General features: G+C 72.0%; 13 protein-coding genes. 10 read left to right on the forward strand and 3 right to left on the reverse strand.

Features of this window, described 5'->3' with window-relative positions; translation table 11 throughout:
* Position 1 precedes the first annotated feature (1 nt).
* Both BS75_RS28650 and BS75_RS50685 read left to right on the forward strand, forming a co-directional pair.
* Entirely contained in the window at positions 2–919 is a 918-nt protein-coding gene (locus BS75_RS28650) for a GlxA family transcriptional regulator (protein WP_034090323.1), read from the forward strand.
* Between the two features lie 193 nt (positions 920–1,112).
* Positions 1,113–2,669: a ricin-type beta-trefoil lectin domain protein gene (locus BS75_RS50685; RefSeq protein ID WP_052069764.1), complete on the forward strand. Its 1,557-nt coding sequence runs from the start codon at positions 1,113–1,115 to the stop codon at positions 2,667–2,669.
* A gap of 131 nt (positions 2,670–2,800) precedes the next feature.
* Here the strand turns inward: BS75_RS50685 and BS75_RS51615 are convergent, their stop codons facing one another.
* Positions 2,801–3,649 carry a GntR family transcriptional regulator gene (locus BS75_RS51615; protein WP_034090324.1) on the reverse strand — a complete coding sequence of 283 codons (849 nt, stop codon included), beginning with the start codon at positions 3,647–3,649 and terminating at the stop codon, positions 2,801–2,803.
* A gap of 174 nt (positions 3,650–3,823) precedes the next feature.
* Between BS75_RS51615 and BS75_RS28670 the strand changes: the two genes are divergently transcribed.
* The gene (locus BS75_RS28670; RefSeq protein WP_034090325.1) at positions 3,824–5,083 is read left to right on the forward strand and encodes a family 4 glycosyl hydrolase; all 1,260 of its coding nucleotides are present in this window, start codon (positions 3,824–3,826) and stop codon (positions 5,081–5,083) included.
* Between the two features lie 84 nt (positions 5,084–5,167).
* On the opposite strand, the gene BS75_RS28675 is transcribed toward BS75_RS28670, so the two are convergent.
* The gene (locus tag BS75_RS28675) at positions 5,168–6,019 is read right to left on the reverse strand and encodes a sulfotransferase family protein (protein ID WP_063771386.1); all 852 of its coding nucleotides are present in this window, start codon (positions 6,017–6,019) and stop codon (positions 5,168–5,170) included.
* Between the two features lie 190 nt (positions 6,020–6,209).
* Between BS75_RS28675 and BS75_RS28680 the strand changes: the two genes are divergently transcribed.
* The 5 genes from BS75_RS28680 to acnA all read left to right on the forward strand — a co-directional run bounded on the left by BS75_RS28680 (position 6,210) and on the right by acnA (position 14,993).
* Positions 6,210–7,778 (forward strand): 3' terminal RNA ribose 2'-O-methyltransferase Hen1, encoded by a 1,569-nt coding sequence (locus tag BS75_RS28680; protein ID WP_034090326.1) that lies wholly within the window; start codon positions 6,210–6,212, stop codon positions 7,776–7,778.
* Positions 7,775–10,363, forward strand: coding sequence for a polynucleotide kinase-phosphatase (locus tag BS75_RS28685; protein ID WP_034090327.1), 2,589 nt, complete (start codon positions 7,775–7,777; stop codon positions 10,361–10,363). Before BS75_RS28680 ends, BS75_RS28685 begins: the two co-directional genes overlap by 4 nt.
* A gap of 93 nt (positions 10,364–10,456) precedes the next feature.
* Complete coding sequence (gene argF, locus BS75_RS28690) at positions 10,457–11,458, forward strand: ornithine carbamoyltransferase (protein ID WP_034090328.1); 1,002 nt, start codon at positions 10,457–10,459, stop codon at positions 11,456–11,458.
* A gap of 116 nt (positions 11,459–11,574) precedes the next feature.
* On the forward strand, positions 11,575–12,147 hold the full coding sequence (locus tag BS75_RS28695; RefSeq protein ID WP_052069765.1) for a YbhB/YbcL family Raf kinase inhibitor-like protein: 573 nt from the start codon (positions 11,575–11,577) through the stop codon (positions 12,145–12,147).
* A 92-nt stretch (positions 12,148–12,239) separates the two neighbouring features.
* Complete coding sequence (acnA, locus tag BS75_RS28700) at positions 12,240–14,993, forward strand: aconitate hydratase AcnA (protein ID WP_174515016.1); 2,754 nt, start codon at positions 12,240–12,242, stop codon at positions 14,991–14,993.
* A 105-nt stretch (positions 14,994–15,098) separates the two neighbouring features.
* On the opposite strand, the gene BS75_RS28705 is transcribed toward acnA, so the two are convergent.
* Entirely contained in the window at positions 15,099–15,911 is an 813-nt protein-coding gene (locus BS75_RS28705) for a GNAT family N-acetyltransferase (protein WP_042436490.1), read from the reverse strand.
* Between the two features lie 225 nt (positions 15,912–16,136).
* On the opposite strand from BS75_RS28705, the gene BS75_RS28710 reads away from it, so the two are divergent.
* Together BS75_RS28710 and BS75_RS28715 are read left to right on the forward strand one after the other, a co-directional pair.
* On the forward strand, positions 16,137–17,357 hold the full coding sequence (locus BS75_RS28710; protein ID WP_304941502.1) for an ROK family transcriptional regulator: 1,221 nt from the start codon (positions 16,137–16,139) through the stop codon (positions 17,355–17,357).
* Between the two features lie 121 nt (positions 17,358–17,478).
* The gene (locus tag BS75_RS28715) at positions 17,479–18,603 is read left to right on the forward strand and encodes a substrate-binding domain-containing protein (protein ID WP_081982663.1); all 1,125 of its coding nucleotides are present in this window, start codon (positions 17,479–17,481) and stop codon (positions 18,601–18,603) included.
* Positions 18,604–18,632: the final 29 nt, after the last annotated feature.

Genomic DNA, 18,632 nt, shown 5'->3' on the forward strand with positions numbered 1-18,632 from the left:
TATGAGTCGCATCCTCTTCCTGCTGGCGCCCGGCGTGCACCTGCTCGACCTCGCCGGGCCCGCGCAGGTCTTCTCCACCGCGGCCGCCTTCGGCCACGCCTACACCCTGGGCTATGTCGCCGAGCAGCCCCTGGTCACCAGTGCCCAGGGGCTGCCGCTGAGCGCCTCGACGGAGCTGCCCGTGCCGGCCCGGGACGACCTGCTGCTCGTCCCCGGGTGGAGTACGCCGTCCCTGCGCCGGGGGCCGCAGTTCGGCCCCGAGGCCCTGGCCTGGCTGTGTGCGCACCACGACCGGGGCGGGACCGTTGCCAGCGTCTGCGCCGGGGCCGAGGCCCTGGGCAGCGCCGGGCTGCTGGACGGCCGCCGCTGCACCACCCACCACGACTTCCAGGAGGAGCTGGCCGCCCGTCACCCCCGGGCCACGGTGGTGCGCGACGTGCTGTTCACCGTCGACGACCGGGTGGTCACCTCGGCCGGGATCGCCAGCGGCATCGACCTGGCGCTGTTCCTGGTCGCCGGCCGGCACGGTCCGGCGGCCGCCGCGCAGGTCGCCCGCGACATGGTGGTCTACGCCCGCCGCAACGGCCATGAGCGGCAACACAGCGCCATGCTCCGGCACCGCGCCCACCTCGACGACACCGTCCACCGGGCCCAGGACGTCATCGACAGGTCCTATGCGGACCGGCTGCCGCTGGCCGTCCTCGCCGCCTCCGTCGGGGTCAGCGAGCGCACCCTCACCCGCCAGTTCACCCGCGCCACCGGCCTCACCCCGCTGCGCTACCAGCAGACCCTGCGGCTGGAGCGGGCCGAGCACCTGATCGCCCACGGCTCCACCGTGGACGCGGCCTCCCGGAGCGTCGGCTTCGAGGACCCGCGGATGCTCCGCCGGCTCCGGGCCCGCGAGGCGGCCCCGGAGTGAGCCGGAGCCGTGGACCGGGGCCGTGGACCGGGGCCGTGGACCTGAGCCGTGGACCTGAGCCGTGGACCGGGCCGAGGAGCAGCGGACGAATCTGTTCCGCCGCACCCGGCCGACCTGCGGTTGTTCCAGGCCCCGCAGAGAAGGCGGCCCAGAGGTATTGACCACTGGTAAATACCAGTTCACCATTCGGTCCATGACAAACCATCGTTCCCGACGGGTTCCGACCCTCGTCGCGCTGGGCGGACTGCTGGCCGCCCTGTGTCTCGCCCCCGCCGCCCCGGTGGCCCTGGCCAGTGCCGTCAGTGCCGTCAGTGCCGTCGGTGCCCCGGTGGCCCGGGCCGACGCCGCCGCGCCGACGTCTATGTCGACGCCGACGCCGACGCCGACGCCGATCGCGGCCCAGGAGTGGCTCTACCCGGGCCGGGCCGGCTCCGTGACCTGCTCCGCGCCCGCCGAGTACCACGACGGCAGGCTCAAGAACGGGGTGCTCAAGGCCGAGTACATCGACTTCGACAGCGACGGCGACCCGGTGCAGCTCAACGCCTCCGAGCCGGCCTACGCCTGCAACGGCTACAGCGCCGCCAACGTGGCCGACGTCAAGGCCTGGTCCGCCCAGCAGTACCTGACCACCTCGCTGGCCGACCTGCCCTCGGAGGAGGCGCTGACCGGCAACCCGGCCAAGGTCGCCACCGCTGTCAGCACACTGGTCAACCTGACCAGCAGTATCGGCTTCACCGGTGTCGACGTGGACTTCGAGAACTACTGGAGCTGGGTCGGCAACGACCAGGCCAACTACTACGGCTTCCTGGCCAAGCTGGCCGCCGGACTGCACGCCGCCGGGCTCAAGCTGCAGGTCGAGGGCCCGCCGGACGTCACCACCGGCTTCAACTACGGTCAGGTGCTGGCGGCCGGGGCCGACCAGGTGGTGATGATGGTCTACGACGACGAGTACCAGTCGCCGGTCGGCTCGACCTGTCTGGCCTTCACGCCCTTCTCCTGGGAGCGGAGCCTGATCACCGGCGCGCTGGCGCAGATCCCGGCGGCCCAGCAGTACCGGTTCGTGGCCGGGCTGCCCGCCGAGGCGTACACCGCCACCGCCAAGTGCCAGACCATCACCGGCAACCTGACCTTCAAGGACATGCAGGCCGCGCCCGGCTACTCCAGCAACCCGAGCACCGTCGCCGCCCGCCGCGATCCGGGCTCCGGCGAGATCCGCTGGAGCTCCGGCGGCAGCTTCTACGACTACGTCGACCAGACCGCGCTCGACGAGAAGCTGGCCCTGGCGCGCAGCCTCGGCGTCACCAGCATCTCGGTCTGGACCCTGGGCGGCGGCAACCCCTGGTTCTCCGCCAGTGCGCTGAACGCCACCGCGCTGGTCTCCACCGCGAGCGGACGCTGCCTGGACGACCCGGCCGACGCCACCGCCAACCTGACCCCGATCGACGTCTCGGACTGCACCGGCACGGCCGGCCAGAGCTTCTACCACGCGAGCGACAACTCGCTGCAGACCATGGGCAAGTGCCTGGACGCCAAGGGGCAGGGCACTCAGCCCGGCACCGAGGTGGACCTCTACACCTGCAACGGCGGCGCCAACCAGCAGTGGCAGCTGAACGCCGACGGCAGCATCACCGGCGTCCAGTCCGGCGACTGCCTGGACGTCACCGGCGGTGCGGTGGACGCGCCCGACGGCACCCCGATGGAGCTGTGGCCCTGCACCGGCGAGAGCAACGAACTGTGGACCCGGCGCTGACGGCCGACGGCTGACCGCCTGCCCGCACGACCAGGGGTGCCCGGCACGGTCGGGCACCCCTGCAACCCCGGCAACCGCTGCAACCCCTGCAACCGCTGCAACCCCGGCAACCGCTGCGCCGGTCGGCGCGCTCAGGAGGGCGTGGCGAAGAACGGGTCGGCCGGCAGCCCCCGGCCCTGCTCGGTCGGATCGGCGGTGGACCACTGACCCGCCAGCATCCGGCCGCCGCTGTCGTTCCTGGCCAGCGACAGCCGGGAGACGATCCGGTAGCGGTCGCCCCGGTAGACCGAGTGCGAGAACTCGACCACCCGGCCCTGCTCGTCCTCGGTGACCCGTTCGAAGAGCAGCGCCGGGAAGTGCTGCGGCACACCCAGCAGCGCCGCCTCCTCCTCGTCGGTCACCGTCGGTTCGATGGTCTGCAGCGCGTCATGGACGCCGATGCCGTAGCGCGACTCCAGCAGCGCGTAGAAGGAGTGGTCGGCCAGATCCTCCGCGGTGAGCCCGGGGACCAGGGCCTCCGGCAGGTGGAGGGTCTCCACCGAGATCGGCTCGCCGTCGACCAGGCGCAGCCGGGTCGCCCGCAGCACCGGGGCCGAGGGGGCGAGCCGCAGCCTCCGGCCGACCCGGGCGCCGGCGCTGATCCGGGTGAAGTCGACGGTCCGGCTGGTCCAGTTGCCGGTGACGCCGGCCACGGCGTGGGTGCCGATGCCGGTGGCGGCAACGCCCCTGGCCTGCTGGGTCAGCGCCTGCGCGATCTTGGGCTCGGCCACGAACATGCCCTGCCCCTGCCGGCGGACCAGCAGGCCGTCGCGGACCAGCTCGTCGACGACGGAACGCAGCGTGGGCCGGGAGACCTCCAGCTCGGCGCAGAGCCGCCGCTCCGAGGGGACCGCGTCGCCCGGGGCGAGGCCCTCCATCAGGTCGAGCAGGTGCTCGCGGATCCGATCCCGCTTGCGGTACGTGTGCGGGGCTGTTGCCACGGCTCTCGGTTCCTCCACTGTCCGGTCGCACCGGAGTCGGAGCGACAACTGGTCAACCTCTGGCGCAACTGGTCAACTAACTGGTAAACATTCTGCCATGCGGCCGTCGGCCTGGCCAGCGTCCGCCCGTCCACGCGCCCTCGTCGAGGGCGTCCTACCGACAGGAGTCCAGGGTTGAAGATCGTCGTCGTCGGTGGCGGTTCCACCTACACCCCCGAGCTGGCGGACGGATTCGCCCGGCTGCGCGACCTGCTGCCGGTCGAGGAGCTGGTACTGGTCGATCCGGCCGCCGAACGGCTGGAGCTCATCGGCGCACTCAGCCGAAGGATCTTCGCCCGCCAGGGCCACCCCGGCCGGGTCACCACCAGCAGCGACCTGGACGCGGCGGCCGAGGGGGCGTCAGCCGTCCTGGTCCAGCTGCGGATCGGCGGCCAGCAGGCCCGGCTCGGCGACGAGACGTTTCCGCTGGACTGCGGCTGCGTCGGCCAGGAGACCACCGGGGCCGGCGGCCTGGCCAAGGCGCTGCGCACGGTGCCGGTGGTGCTGGACATCGCCGAGCGGGTCCGCCGGGCCAGCCCGGACGCCTGGATCGTCGACTTCACCAACCCGGTCGGCATCGTCACCCGCACCCTGCTGGACGCCGGGCACCGGGCCGTCGGGCTGTGCAACGTCGCCAAGGGCTTCCAGCACAGCTTCGGCGAATGGCTGGGCGTCGACCCGGGCACGGTCGAACTCGACCATGTCGGCCTCAACCACCTGACCTGGGAGCGCGGCGTCCGGGTCGGCGGCGTCGACGTCCTGCCCCGGCTGCTGGACGAGCACGGCGAGGGCCTGGCCGCCCGCTGCCGGCTGCCGGTGGAGGTGATGCGGCAGATGGGCGCGATCCCGTCCTACTACCTCCGCTACTTCTACGGCCACGACGCCGAGGTCGCCGAGCAGCGCACCAAGCCCTCGCGGGCCCAGGAGGTCGGCGACCTGGAGCGGCGACTGCTCGACCTCTACGCCGACCCGACGCTCGACACCAAGCCGGCCCTGCTGGAGCAGCGCGGCGGCGCCTTCTACTCCGAGGCGGCGATCTCCCTGCTCGGCGGGCTGCTCGGGGACAGCGGCGCGCGGCACGTGGCCAATGTCTGGAACGCCGGGACGCTGCCCTTCCTGCCGGACGACGCGGTGATCGAGGTCCCGGCCACTGTCGGCACGGGCGGCGCGGTACCGCTGCCGGTCGCCCCGCTGGAGCCCCGGTACGCCGGGCTGATCGCCCATGTCGCCGCCTACGAGGAACTGGCCGCCGAGGCCGCCGTCAAGGGCGGGCTGCAGCGGGTCGAGCAGGCGCTGCTGGCCCATCCGCTGGTCGGCCAGTACGACCTGGCCCGGCGGCTGGCCGCCGAGCTCGTCTCGATCAACGCCGACCACCTGCCGTGGAGCCGGCGGTGACGCTGTTCCTGGCCGTCGACGGCGGCAACAGCAAGACCGACGTCCTGCTGGGCCACGGTCGGCAGCGAAGGAACCGCCGCTCGGCTATCCGAGGTAGCCCCAGGCCCGGGCCGTCTCCCGGAGCTCCTCGGGGACGTCGGCGGCGGCCGGCAGCGGACGGGCGGCCTGGACCCGGCCCGAGCCGATGTTCTCGCTCCAGTCCCCGAAGTAGGGCTTGAACGGGCCGTGGTCCTGCCTGCCGTATTCGAGCATCCCGGGCTCCCAGGCAACGCCCAGGTAGGCGCAGACGCGCCGGGTCTCGCGCTCCGGGTCGGCGGTGAGGTCCTCGTACCGCAGGGTGAGGCCGTCGAGCCGGCTCCTGGCCTCCTGGACGCCGGCCACCTGCGCGTGGACATCGCGGAGAGCGCCGGTCCGCTCGGCGTCGTGGTGCCGGTTCAGCACCGACTCCAGCACCGAACCGGGGTGCCGGAGCAGGAAGAGGTAGCGGGCGTCGGGCCAGGCCGCCGCCATGCGCCGCCAGATCAGCGCATTGTTCGGGGTCTTGTCCACGATGATGTCCTTGCCGCTGCGCGTCAGTTCGTGGTCCAGCACCCGGTCCCACAGCAGATGCTCCAACGCAGCCCGGGGGAGCCCGAGTTCTGCCATCACCTCGGCGGCGTAGTCGGCCCCGAGCCGCACCTGGAGGGTGTCCAGGTGGAGTTCGTGCGGAGCGCGGATCCGGGAGTGGCTGTTCAGCAGCACCCGCAGCAGGGTCGAGCCCGACCGCTGCGAGGAGATGACGAACACCGGGGACCCGACCAGCCGGGTCCCGTGCCGGTCGGGGAGCAGCGCCGCCGTCCGCCGGCTCAGTCCGGGCGGGCGGAGCGCCTCCCGGAGGTGTTCGGCCCGCCGTCGGACCGCCCGGGTTGCCGCCCCGCTGTGCCGCGCTTCTCGCATGTCCCTGCCCCATGTCGACGTCCACCGGTCCGAGCGACCGCGCCCTTACCTTCACGTCGTTTTCCTATACGGCTCTTAAGGGGAAGTGAGAGGAGCCTTTGACAGGTGATTCCGAGCCGCCTCCCAGGCGGTCGGGACGCCCCGCGAAAACCCGGTGCCCTGCCGCCGCCCGCCCGCGATACTCGATCGTGTGTTCCTGACGATCAGTACCTCCGGTTCCGCCGAGCGACCCGCCACCGACCTGGGCTTTCTGCTGCACAAGCACCCAGGCCGGGCCCAGTCGTTCGCCACCTCCCACGGCCGCGCCCATGTCTTCTACCCGGAGGCGACCGAACAGCAGTGCACCGCCGCACTGCTGTTGGAGGTCGACCCGATCGGGCTGGTCCGGCGCGGGCACGGTAAGGGACGCGGCGGCTCACCCGACTTCGCACTCGCCCAGTACGTCAACGACCGCCCCTATGCGGCGTCCTCGCTGCTCGCGGTGGCGCTCACCACGGTCTTCAAGAGCGCGATGAAGGGCCGCTGCGACCACCGGCCGGAGCTGGCGGCCAACCCGCTGCCGCTGCGGATCGCCGTTCCCGCGCTCCCGGCGAAGGCCGGTGAGGAGGGCGGGCCCGAGCTGGTCCGGCGGCTGTTCGAGCCGCTGGGCTGGCAGGTCGAGGCGGAGGCCGTCCCGCTGGACACCCGGTTCCCCGAGTGGGGCGACTCGCGCTACGTCCGGCTGGAGCTGACCGGCTCGCTGCGCCTCGCGGACGCACTCAGCCAGCTGTACGTGCTGCTGCCGGTGCTGGACGACGCCAAGCACTACTGGGTCGCGCCGGACGAGGTCGACAAGCTGCTGCGGGCCGGCGAGGGCTGGCTCGCGGACCACCCCGAGCTGCCGCTGATCGCCCGCCGCTACCTGGCCCGGCGCTGGTCGCTGGCGCGCACCGCGCTGGAGCAGCTGGAGCTGGCCCGGCTGGCCGAGGCCGACGACCGCGAGGTCGAGGAGCTTTCCCCGCTCGGCGGAGCGGCCGAGGCGGAGGCGGCCGAGGCGGCGGAGGCTGCCGAGGCCGAAGGCGTCGAGCCCCATCCGGTTTCGCCCCATCCGGTTTCGCCCCATCCGGTTTCGCTCCAGGTCCAGCGCCGCGCCGCGATCGTCGAGGTGCTGCGCGCGGCCGGGGCGACCCGGGTGCTCGACCTCGGCTGCGGCGAGGGCGGCCTGGTCGCCGCGCTGCTCAAGGACGCCCGGATCACCGAGGTCCTGGGCGTGGACGTGTCCTCGCGCTCGCTCGCCGTCGCCGCCCGCCGACTGCACCTGGAACGGATGTCCGAGCGGCAGGCGGCCCGGGTCCGACTGGTCCAGGGTGCGCTGACCTACGTCGACACCCGGCTCACCGGCTACGACGCGGCGGTGCTCAGCGAGGTGATCGAGCACGTCGACCCGCCCCGGCTGCCGGCCCTGGAGCACGCCGTCTTCGGGGCGGCGCGTCCCGGCACGGTCGTGGTGACCACGCCCAACGTCGAGTACAACGTCCGCTGGGAGTCCCTCCCGGCCGGACATGTCCGGCACGGCGACCACCGGTTCGAGTGGGACCGCGCCGAGTTCCGGTCCTGGGCCCGGCGGGTGGCCGAGAGCTACGGCTACACGGTGGCCTTCGCCCCGGTCGGCCCGGACGACCCGGAGGTCGGCCCGCCCACCCAGCTCGCCGCCTTCACCCGCGGCACCAGCACCAGCACCAGCACCAGCAACGACACTTCGGCAGGAGCCACCCGATGAGCCACGACGACGCGAGCAGCGGCAAGCGCGAGCTCGCCGTGCCCGACCTCTCCCTGGTCGTGCTCATCGGCACCACCGGCTCCGGCAAGTCCAGCTTCGCCGCCCGGCACTTCCGGCCGACCGAGGTGCTGTCCTCCGACGCCTGCCGCGGTCTGGTCGCGGACGACACCAACGACCAGTCCGCCTCCGGCGACGCCTTCGACGTGCTCCACTACATCGCCGGCAAGCGGCTCGCGGCCGGTCGGCTGACGGTCGTCGACGCCACCAACGTCCAGTCGGAGGCCCGGAAGCAGCTGATCGACCTGGCCCGCGCCCACGACGTGCTGCCGGTCGCGATCGTGCTCGACGTGCCGCCGGACGTCTGCGCGGCCCGCAACGCCGCCCGCCCCGACCGGGCCGGCATGGGCGCCCATGTGATCCCCCGGCACCAGCGCGAACTGCGGCGCTCGCTGCGCTCGCTGGAGCGCGAGGGCTTCCGCAAGGTGCACCACCTGCGCGGGGAGGCCGAGGTCGAGGCCGCCGAGATCGTCTACGAGAAGCGCTACAACGACCTGCGGCACCTCACCGGGCCCTTCGATATCGTCGGCGACATCCACGGCTGCCGGGCGGAGCTGGTCACCCTGCTCGGCCGGCTCGGCTATGCCGTCGCCTTCGACGACGAGGGCCGCGCCGTCGACGCGGTGCACCCCGAGGGCCGCACCGCCGTCTTCGTCGGCGACCTGGTCGACCGGGGGCCGGACAGCCCCGGCGTGCTGCGGCTGGTGATGGGCATGGTCGGCGCCGGACACGCCGTCTGCGTGCCCGGCAACCACGAGAACAAGCTCGGCCGCTACCTGGCCGGACGCAAGGTGACGGTCAGCCACGGCCTCCAGGAGACGGTGGACCAGCTCGCCGCCGAGACCCCCGAGTTCGTCGCCGAGGTCCGCCGCTTCATCACCGACCTGGTCAGCCACTACCTCCTGGACGGCGGCAACCTGGTGGTCTGCCACGCCGGGCTGCCGGAGAAGTACCACGGCCGCACCTCGGGCCGGGTCCGCTCGTTCGCGCTCTACGGCGACACCACCGGCGAGACCGACGAGTACGGCCTGCCGGTGCGCTACCCGTGGGCCGAGGAGTACCGGGGCCGCGCCCTGGTGGTCTACGGCCACACCCCGACCCCGACCGCCTCCTTCGTCAACAACACCGTCTGCCTGGACACCGGCTGCGTCTTCGGCGGACGGATGACCGCGCTCCGCTACCCGGAGCGCGAGCTGGTCGACGTCCCGGCCGAGCAGGTCTGGTACGAGCCGGTGCGCCCGCTGATCACCGACGCGCCCGGTGCCCGCGAAGGCCGCCCGCTGGCGCTCACCGACGTGGCGGGGCGCCGGATCGTCGAGACCGCCCAGCACGGCCGGGTCGCCGTCCGGGAGGAGAACGCCGCCGCCGCACTGGAGGTGATGAGCCGTTTCGCGCTCGACCCCCGGCTGCTCGCCTACCTGCCGCCGACCATGGCCCCGGTCGCGACCTCCCGCCGCGGGGGCTACCTGGAGCACCCCGAGGAGGCCTTCGCCGGCTACCTCGCCGAGGGCGTGCGCGAGGTGGTCTGCGAGGAGAAGCACATGGGCTCGCGCGCGGTCGTGCTGCTCGGCCGGGACGGGCCGGCGCTCGACAAGCGCTTCGGCGCGGTCCCGCCCGGTGGCGGCGCGATCTGGACCCGCACCGGCCGCTCCTTCCTCGACGGCGACGAGCTGACCGCCGCCGTGCTGGACCGGCTGCGCGCCGCCGCCGTGGCCGCCGGGCTCTTCGACGAGCTCGACAGCGACTGGCTGCTGCTGGACGCCGAGCTGATGCCCTGGTCGTTGAAGGCGCTCGGGCTGCTGCGCCGTCAGTACGCCGCCGTCGGCGCGGCGGCCGGCGCCGCGCTGCCCGCCGCCCTGGCGGCACTGGCGCAGGCCCGTGCCCGGGACGCCGGCCCCGAACTGGCCGAACTGGCCGAGCGCCAGCAGCTCCGGCACGCCGACGCCGCCGCCTTCACCGAGGCCTACCGGCGCTACTGCTGGCCGGTCGACGGCCTGGAAGGGATCAAGCTCGCCCCGTTCCAGCTGCTCGCCGCCGAGGGGCAGAACCTCGCCGTCCGTCCGCACGACCAGCACCTCGGCTGGATCGACCGGCTGGTCGCCGCCGACCCGAGCGGACTGCTGCGCGGCACCGGCCGACTGCTGGTGGACACCGGCGACGAGCGGTCCACCGCCGCCGCGATCCAGTGGTGGGAGGAGCTGACCGGCTCGGGCGGCGAGGGCATGGTGGTCAAGCCGCTGGCCGCGCTGGTCCGCCCGGAGGGCGGCCGACTGGTCCAGCCCGGCGTGAAGGTCCGCGGACGCGAGTACCTGCGGATCATCTACGGCCCGGACTACACCCTGCCCGCCAACCTGGACCGGCTGCGCTCGCGCTCGCTGGGCCACAAGCGCTCGCTCGCGCTGCGCGAGTACGCCCTGGGCCTGGAGGCCCTGGACCGGCTCGCGGCCGGCGAGCCGCTGTGGCGGGTGCACGAGGCGGTCTTCGCCGTCCTCGCCCTGGAGTCGGAGCCGGTCGACCCCCGGCTCTGACGCCGGGACTTCCATTCGATTCGACTGCATAAAAATTCTAGCGTCCGTATACACTTGCCGAATCGGTCGTCCCCGTCACCCCAGGAGCTCGGCATGGCCTTCAACCTGCGCAACCGGCACTTCCTCAAGGAGCTGGACTTCACCCCCCAGGAGTTCCGCTTCCTGCTCGACCTGTCGGCCCAGCTGAAGGCGGCCAAGTACGCGGGCACCGAGCAGCCCCGGCTGCGCGGCAAGAACATCGCCCTGATCTTCGAGAAGGGCTCCACCCGGACCCGTTGCTCCTTCGAGGTCGCCGCCGCCGACCAGGGGGCGCACACCACCTACCTCGACCCGAGCGGCTCGCACCTGGGCGCGAAGGAGTCGGTCAAGGACAGTGCCCGGGTGCTGGGCCGGATGTTCGACGGCATCGAGTACCGGGGCCACGGCCAGGCGATCGTCGAGGAGCTGGCCGAGTACGCCGGCGTCCCGGTCTGGAACGGGCTCACCGACGAGTGGCACCCGACCCAGATGCTGGCCGACGTGCTGACCGTCCAGGAGCACAGCAGCAAGCCCCTGGCCGAGGTGGCCCTCGCCTACCTCGGCGACGCCCGCAACAACATGGGCAACTCGCTGCTGGTCACCGGTGCGCTGCTGGGCATGGACATCCGGATCGTCGCGCCGAAGCAGCTGTGGCCGACGGCCGAGGTCCGGGCGGAGGCCGAGGCGCTGGCCGTCGCCAGCGGGGCGAGGATCACCGTCACCGAGGACGTCGCGGCCGGGGTCGCGGGCGCGGACTTCCTCTACACCGACGTCTGGGTGTCGATGGGGGAGCCGAAGGAGGTCTGGGCCGAGCGGATCGAGCTGCTGATGCCGTACCAGGTGTCGATGGACACGGTCCGCGCCACCGGCAACCCGGCCGTGAAGTTCCTCCACTGCCTGCCGGCCTTCCACGACCTCGGCACCGAGGTGGCCCGGCAGCTCCACGCGACCACCGGCCACACCGAGCTGGAGGTCACCGACGAGCTGTTCGAGTCGCCGCACTCGATCGTCTTCGACCAGGCGGAGAACCGGCTGCACACCATCAAGGCGATCATGGTCGCCACCCTGGGCGACTGATCCGCTGACGGATCGTCCGGGGTCCAGTAGTCTCGCGCGCACCGACTTGGTCCAGACCTATGGGGGCGGCGGCGATGACAGGGCGAACGGCGGGACGGACGGCGGCGGTTCGGGCGGTGGGGGTTCGGACGGCGGCGGGGCTGGCGGCCGGGGTGCTGGTCGCCCTCGGGGCGGCCGGCTGCGGCGGACCGGGCGGAGCGGCGGCCGGACCCGCCGCACCCTCCGCGCCTTCGTCCGCGCCGCCGTCAGCCGCCCCGGCCGTGCTCACCGTCACCAGCAGCGCCTTCACCGACAACGGCCCGATCCCGCTCCGGTACTCCTGCGACGGGAAGAGCCAGATTCCGCCGCTCTCCTGGACCGGCGTGCCCAAGGGCACCGGCTGGCTGGCGGTCACGGTCGACGACAACAGCACCTACCCGGTGGTGCACCACTGGTACGTGGTCGACATCCCGCCCGGCACCAGCGGCATCACCCCCGGCGGCCCGCTCCCGGGGCGCACGGTCGAGGGCTGGCTCGCCCCCTGTCCGGGCGGCGGCGCGACCGACGACTACGTCTTCACCGTCTACGCCCTGCCGAAGGACTACCGGCCGACCCGGCTGGGCGAGTCCCTGGTCTACGACGCCACCGGACTGGCCGCCCACGCGCTGGCCATGGGCACCGTCAACGGCAGCGTCACCGGCTCGGTGTGACCCCCGCCGCGACCCCTCCCCGCGTCGCCCACCGGCGTGTGATGCACTATGGTTATCTCGACATCAAGATATCCTCGCCGTGATCGCGTGGCATGCGCCCGGAGCCCGGGCGCGGAGAGAAACATAGGGAGACAGTCGTGTCCGCCAACAGCTTCGACGCCCGCAGCTCGCTGCAGGTGGGCGACGAGTCGTACGAGATCTTCAAGCTGGACAAGGTCGAGGGCGCGAAGCGCCTCCCCTACAGCCTGAAGGTGCTCCTGGAGAACCTGCTCCGCACCGAGGACGGCGCGAACATCACCGCCGACCACATCAGCGCCCTGGGCAACTGGGACGCGTCGGCGCAGCCGAACCAGGAGATCCAGTTCACCCCTGCCCGCGTGATCATGCAGGACTTCACCGGCGTCCCCTGCGTGGTCGACCTCGCCACCATGCGCGAGGCGGTCAAGGAGCTCGGCGGCGACCCGGCGAAGATCAACCCGCTGGCCCCGGCCGAGCTGGTCATCGACCACTCCGTCATCGCCGACAAGTTCGGCACCAAGGACTCGTTCACCCAGAACGTCGAGATCGAGTACGGCCGCAACAAGGAGCGCTACCAGTTCCTGCGCTGGGGCCAGACCGCCTTCGACGAGTTCAAGGTCGTCCCCCCGGGCACCGGCATCGTCCACCAGGTCAACATCGAGCACCTGGCCCGCACGGTCATGGTCCGCAACGGCCAGGCCTACCCGGACACCTGCGTCGGCACCGACTCGCACACCACCATGGTCAACGGCCTGGGCGTGCTCGGCTGGGGCGTCGGCGGCATCGAGGCCGAGGCCGCGATGCTGGGCCAGCCGGTCTCCATGCTGATCCCGCGCGTGGTCGGCTTCAAGCTCAACGGCGCGCTGCCGGCCGGGGCCACCGCCACCGACCTGGTGCTCACCATCACCGAGATGCTGCGCAAGCACGGCGTGGTCGGCAAGTTCGTCGAGTTCTACGGCGCGGGCGTCTCCTCGATCCCGCTGGCCAACCGCGCCACCATCGGCAACATGTCGCCGGAGTTCGGCTCCACCTGCGCGATCTTCCCGATCGACGCCGAGACCATCTCCTACCTCAAGCTGACCGGCCGCAGCGAGCAGCAGCTCGCCCTGGTCGAGGCCTACGCCAAGGCCCAGGGCCTGTGGCACGACCCGTCGGTCGAGCCGGTCTACTCCGAGTACATCGAGCTGGACCTGGCCACGGTCGTCCCCTCGATCGCCGGCCCGAAGCGCCCGCAGGACCGGGTCGTGCTGGCCGAGGCGGCCGACCGCTTCAAGGTCGCCGTGCGCGACTACATCGCGGTGGACGACGAGTCGGGCAAGGAGTCCTTCCCGGCCTCCGACTCCCCGGCGGTCTCCAACGGCATCCACAGGCCGACCCTGGTCACCTCGCCCGACGGCACGTCCTACGAGATCGACAACGGCGCGGTCGTGATCGCCTCGATCACCTCCTGCACCAACACCTCCAACCCCTCGGTGATGCTGGGCGCGGCCCTGCTCGCCAAGAAGGCCGTGGAGAAGGGCCTGCACGCCAAGCCGTGGGTCAAGACCACCCTGGCCCCCGGGTCCAAGGTCGTCATGGACTACTACGAGAAGGCCGGCCTGATCCCCTACATGGAGAAGCTGGGCTTCGACCTGGTCGGCTACGGCTGCGTCACCTGCATCGGCAACTCCGGCCCGCTGATCGAGGAGGTCTCGGCGGCGATCAACGAGCACGACCTCGCGGCCGTCTCGGTGCTCTCCGGCAACCGCAACTTCGAGGGCCGGATCAACCCCGACGTCAAGATGAACTACCTGGCGTCCCCGCCGCTGGTCGTCGCCTACGCGATCGCCGGCAACATGAACGTGGACATCACCAAGGACGCCCTGGGCACCGACGCCGACGGCAAGCCGGTCTACCTGGCCGACATCTGGCCGACCGAGCAGGAGATCGCCGACGTCGTGGCCTCCTCGATCGACGCGGAGATGTTCTCCAAGGACTACGCGGACGTCTTCGCCGGCGACCAGCGCTGGCAGTCGCTGCCGATCCCCACCGGCAACACCTTCGAGTGGGACGCCGAGTCCACCTACGTCCGGAAGCCCCCGTACTTCGAGGGCATGGCGCACGAGCCGAGCCCGGTCACCGACATCACCGGCGCCCGGGTGCTGGCCAAGCTGGGCGACTCGGTCACCACCGACCACATCTCCCCGGCGAGCAACATCAAGCCGGGCACCCCGGCCGCGCAGTACCTCACCGAGCACGGCGTGGAGAAGCGCGACTTCAACTCCTTCGGCTCGCGTCGCGGCAACCACGAGGTGATGATCCGCGGCACCTTCGCCAACATCCGGCTGCGCAACCAGATCGCCCCGGGCACGGAGGGCGGCTACACCCGCGACTTCACCCAGGCCGAGGGACCGGTGTCGTTCATCTACGACGCCGCGCAGAACTACCAGGCCGCCGGCGTCCCGCTGGTGGTCCTGGCCGGCAAGGAGTACGGCTCGGGCTCGTCCCGCGACTGGGCCGCCAAGGGCACGGCGCTGCTGGGCGTCAAGGCCGTCATCGCCGAGTCCTACGAGCGCATCCACCGCTCGAACCTGATCGGCATGGGCGTGCTGCCGCTGCAGTTCCCCGAGGGCGCCAGCGCCGACTCGCTCGGCCTGACCGGCGAGGAGACCTTCGCCATCACCGGCGTCACCGCGCTGAACGACGGCGGCGTCCCGGAGACCGTGCGGGTCCAGGCCGGCGACGTGGCGTTCGACGCCAAGGTCCGGATCGACACCCCCGGTGAGGCCGACTACTACCGCAACGGCGGCATCCTGCAGTACGTGCTGCGCTCGCTGATCGCCAAGTAGTGCCGCGGTTCCCGTAGTTCGAAACCGAGCCCCTCCCCGCACCGCGGGGAGGGGCTCGGTCGTCGGAAAGCCCGGCCGTCGAAATGCCCGGTCGTCGGAAGCCGCTCAGCGGGGCCGGTAGAACCGGTGGGAGCGGCCGACCTCGGTGAAGCCCCGGCGGGCGTACCAGTGGCGCGGCCAGTCGTTGGCGTCGGCCACCAGGAAGAACAGCCCGCAGCCGGCCGCGGCGGCGCGGCGCAGCCCGTCGGCGAGGACGGCGTCGGCGTGGCCGCGCCGGCTGTACCGCTCGGCCGTCACCACCCCCTCGATCTGGGCGATGCCCGCCGCCGGGTCGAGGTAGAGGTCGGCCCAGGCGGCCGGTTCGCCGTCGGCCGCCCGGGAGGCCAGGAACAGCACCTCCGGCGCACCCCGGCGGCGGGTCCCGCCCCGGCCGGCCAACTGCCGGAGGAGCTCCGCGTCGCCGTCCGGATTCCAGCGCCGCTGCTCCCGCTTGACCGCCGCCCGCAGCTCCTCCGGTTCGACGCTCCGCACGCCGCCGGCGGCGGCCCCGTCGGGGGTCCGCTCCCCGAGCGGCGGGAGCGGACCGGTGTGGACCAGCACCAGCTCGTCGTCGCGGGTGTAGCCCGCAGCGGTCAGCAGCGGCGTGCAGAGGTCCCCGAGCTCCCCCGTCAGCACGGAGACCTGCCGGTGCCCCAGTGGCCCCTCCAGCGCCGCCAGGACGGCCTCCGGGGCGGCGGTGCCGTCGAGCACCAGCTGGTTGTGCTCGTTGGAGCGGGGCAGGGCCGGGTCGGCCACCACGAAGCCGCCGACGGCCTCGGTGACCGCGGCGGCCTGGCGCCGGGCGAAGGAGCTGCGGAACGCGGCGGCGCGGGCGGCGGGTCCGGGGTTCCGGTTTGCGGATGCGGGCTGGGGGTGCATGATCCGCAGCCTAGGTCGGAACCCTTCGGTAACCTCCCGGACACTGTCCGCTTCCTCCGCTTTCGCGGCATAGGTTTCACAACGATCGGCCTTCACCCTTGACGGAACATGACCCGATTGGCTGAGCTTAGGGTTCATTAGTTGTAGTTGTGCACCGCCGCAAGGACGCGGCAGGGTCCCGGTCGGCCGTCGAGTCGCCGGGGTTCGGGAGGGTGGAACATGTCCGTGGACACGCCGGGATCGCAGTCTTCGCTGCATCGGGCCAACCTGGAACGGGTGCTGAGGGCGGTCCGGATGGCCGGCTCGCTCACCCAGGCCGAGATCGCCAGGAGTACCGGACTCTCGGCCGCGACGGTGTCGAACATCGTTCGCGAGCTGAAGGAGGCCGGGACCGTCGTGGTCACGCCGACGTCCTCGGGCGGAAGGCGGGCGCGCAGCGTCTCGCTGAGCGCCGACGCCGGGATCGTGGTCGGCGTCGACTTCGGCCACTCGCACCTCCGGGTGGCGGTCGGGAACCTGGCGCACCGGGTGCTCGCGGAGGAGAGCGAGCCGATCGACACCGACGCCTCCGCCGACGAGGGCTTCGGCCGGGCGGAGGCGCTGGTGACCCGGCTGCTGGAGCAGACCGGCTTCCGGACCGAGAAGGTGATCGGCGTCGGCCTCGGCGTCCCCGGCCCCATCGACGGTGAGACCGGGGCCCTCGGCTCGACCGCGATCCTGCCCGGATGGACCGGTATAGCCCCTGGCCAGGAGCTGTCCGCCCGCCTCGGCATGCAGGTCTACGTGGACAACGACGCCAACCTCGGCGCGCTCGGCGAGCTGGTCTGGGGGGCCGGTCGCGGGCTCTCCGACCTGGCCTACATCAAGGTCGCCAGCGGCGTCGGCGCGGGCCTGGTGATCTCCGGCCAGATATACCGCGGACCCGGCGGCACGGCGGGCGAGATCGGGCACATCACCCTGGACGAGTCCGGTCCGGTCTGCCGCTGCGGCAACCGCGGCTGCCTGGAGACCTTCGTCGCCGCCCGGCACATCCTGAACCTGCTCAGCAGCAGCCACGGGGCCGATCTGACGGTCCCGAAGGTGGTGCAGCTGGCCCAGCGCGGAGACCTCGGCTGCCGGCGGGTGCTGGCCGACGCGGGGCGGCAGATCGGCACCGGCGTGGCCAACCTCTGCAACCTGCTGAACCCGCGCCGGGTGATCCTCGGCGGCGACCTGGCCGAGGCCGGGGACCTGGTGCTGGACCCGATCCGCGAATCGGTCGCCCGGTACGCGATCCCGAGCGCCGCCCGGCAGCTCTCGGTGGTGCCGGGGACCCTGGGCGGCCGGGCCGAGGTTCTTGGAGCCTTGGCGCTGGTGATGTCCGAGATGGGTGACTCTGGGGCATTGCCCGCCACGGAGGGTAGGGGACTGGGCCATTCGGTTGCAGTCTTGCCTTCAGGAAGATAACGAATGGGTTCGGATCGGCGTAACACCGGTTTTACTTATTGACGTCATAGGCGTCATGACGGTTGACTCCCTGACACCTCGGTCGCAAAGTGGCGACCGCGTCAGGGAGGCACCCCAAAAGATGAACATGACCGTGCGTCGCACTGTTATCGCTACCGCCGCCGTTTCCATGGCCCTGGGCGTTGCTGCTTGTGGCAAGGCCGGTAGCTCCTCCAGCAGCTCCAGCGCGTCGAGCTCTGCCAAGTCCGGCTCCACCAGCTCGGCCGGCGGCAAGATCGGCCTGCTGCTCCCCGAGAGCAGCACCACCCGCTACGAGCAGTTCGACAAGCCGCTCATCGAGAAGCAGATCTCTTCGCTGTGCCCGAGCTGCCAGGTCATCTACGACAACGCGCAGAGCTCGGCGAGCACGCAGAACCAGCAGGTCAGCTCGATGATCAGCCAGGGCGTCAAGGTCCTCATCATCGACCCGGTCGACAATGTCGGCATCAAGGCGGCGCTGGCGCAGGCGTCCGCGGCCGGTATCAAGATCGTCTCCTACGACCGCCTCTCCGAGGGCCCGGTCGACGCCTACGTCTCGTACGACAACGAGAAGGTCGGTGAGCTCCAGGGTGCCACCCTCCTCCAGGAGCTGGGTGCCAAGGCCATTCCCTCCACCAAGATCGTCGAGATCGACGGCGACCCGAGCGACCCGAACGCGGCCCAGTTCAAGGCCGGCTTCCTGAGCGCGGTCAAGGGCAAGGTCGACATCGCCTACGACGCCACCGGTCTGTGGAACACCCAGACCGCCGCCACCAAGATGTCCGCCGCGATCAGCCAGCTGGGCGCGAAGAACATCGCGGCCGTCTACTCCGCCAACGACGGCATGGCCGACGGCATCGAGCCGGTCCTGCAGAACAACGGCATCGCGGGCATCCCGCTCAGCGGCCAGGACGCCCAGATCAGCGCCATCCAGCGGATCCTGGCGGGCACCCAGTCCTTCACCATCTTCAAGGACTACGCCCCCGAGGCCGCCGCCGCCGGCACCCTGGCCGTCGACCTGCTGAACGGCACCTCGATCAGCAGCACCGCCACCGCCACCTCCACCAGCGGCTCCGGCCAGAGCGTCCCCTCGGACATCCTGACCCCGGTCGTGGTGAACAAGGCCAACGTGAAGACCGCCATCTTCGGCACCGGCGGCCTCTACACCGCCGCCCAGGTCTGCACCGGCGCCTTCGCCGCGGACTGCACCGCCGCCGGCATCAGCTAGTCCCGGTCGGTACTTCGGGCTCCGCACGG

Source organism: Streptacidiphilus albus JL83 (assembly GCF_000744705.1).
GTDB lineage: Bacteria > Actinomycetota > Actinomycetes > Streptomycetales > Streptomycetaceae > Streptacidiphilus > Streptacidiphilus albus.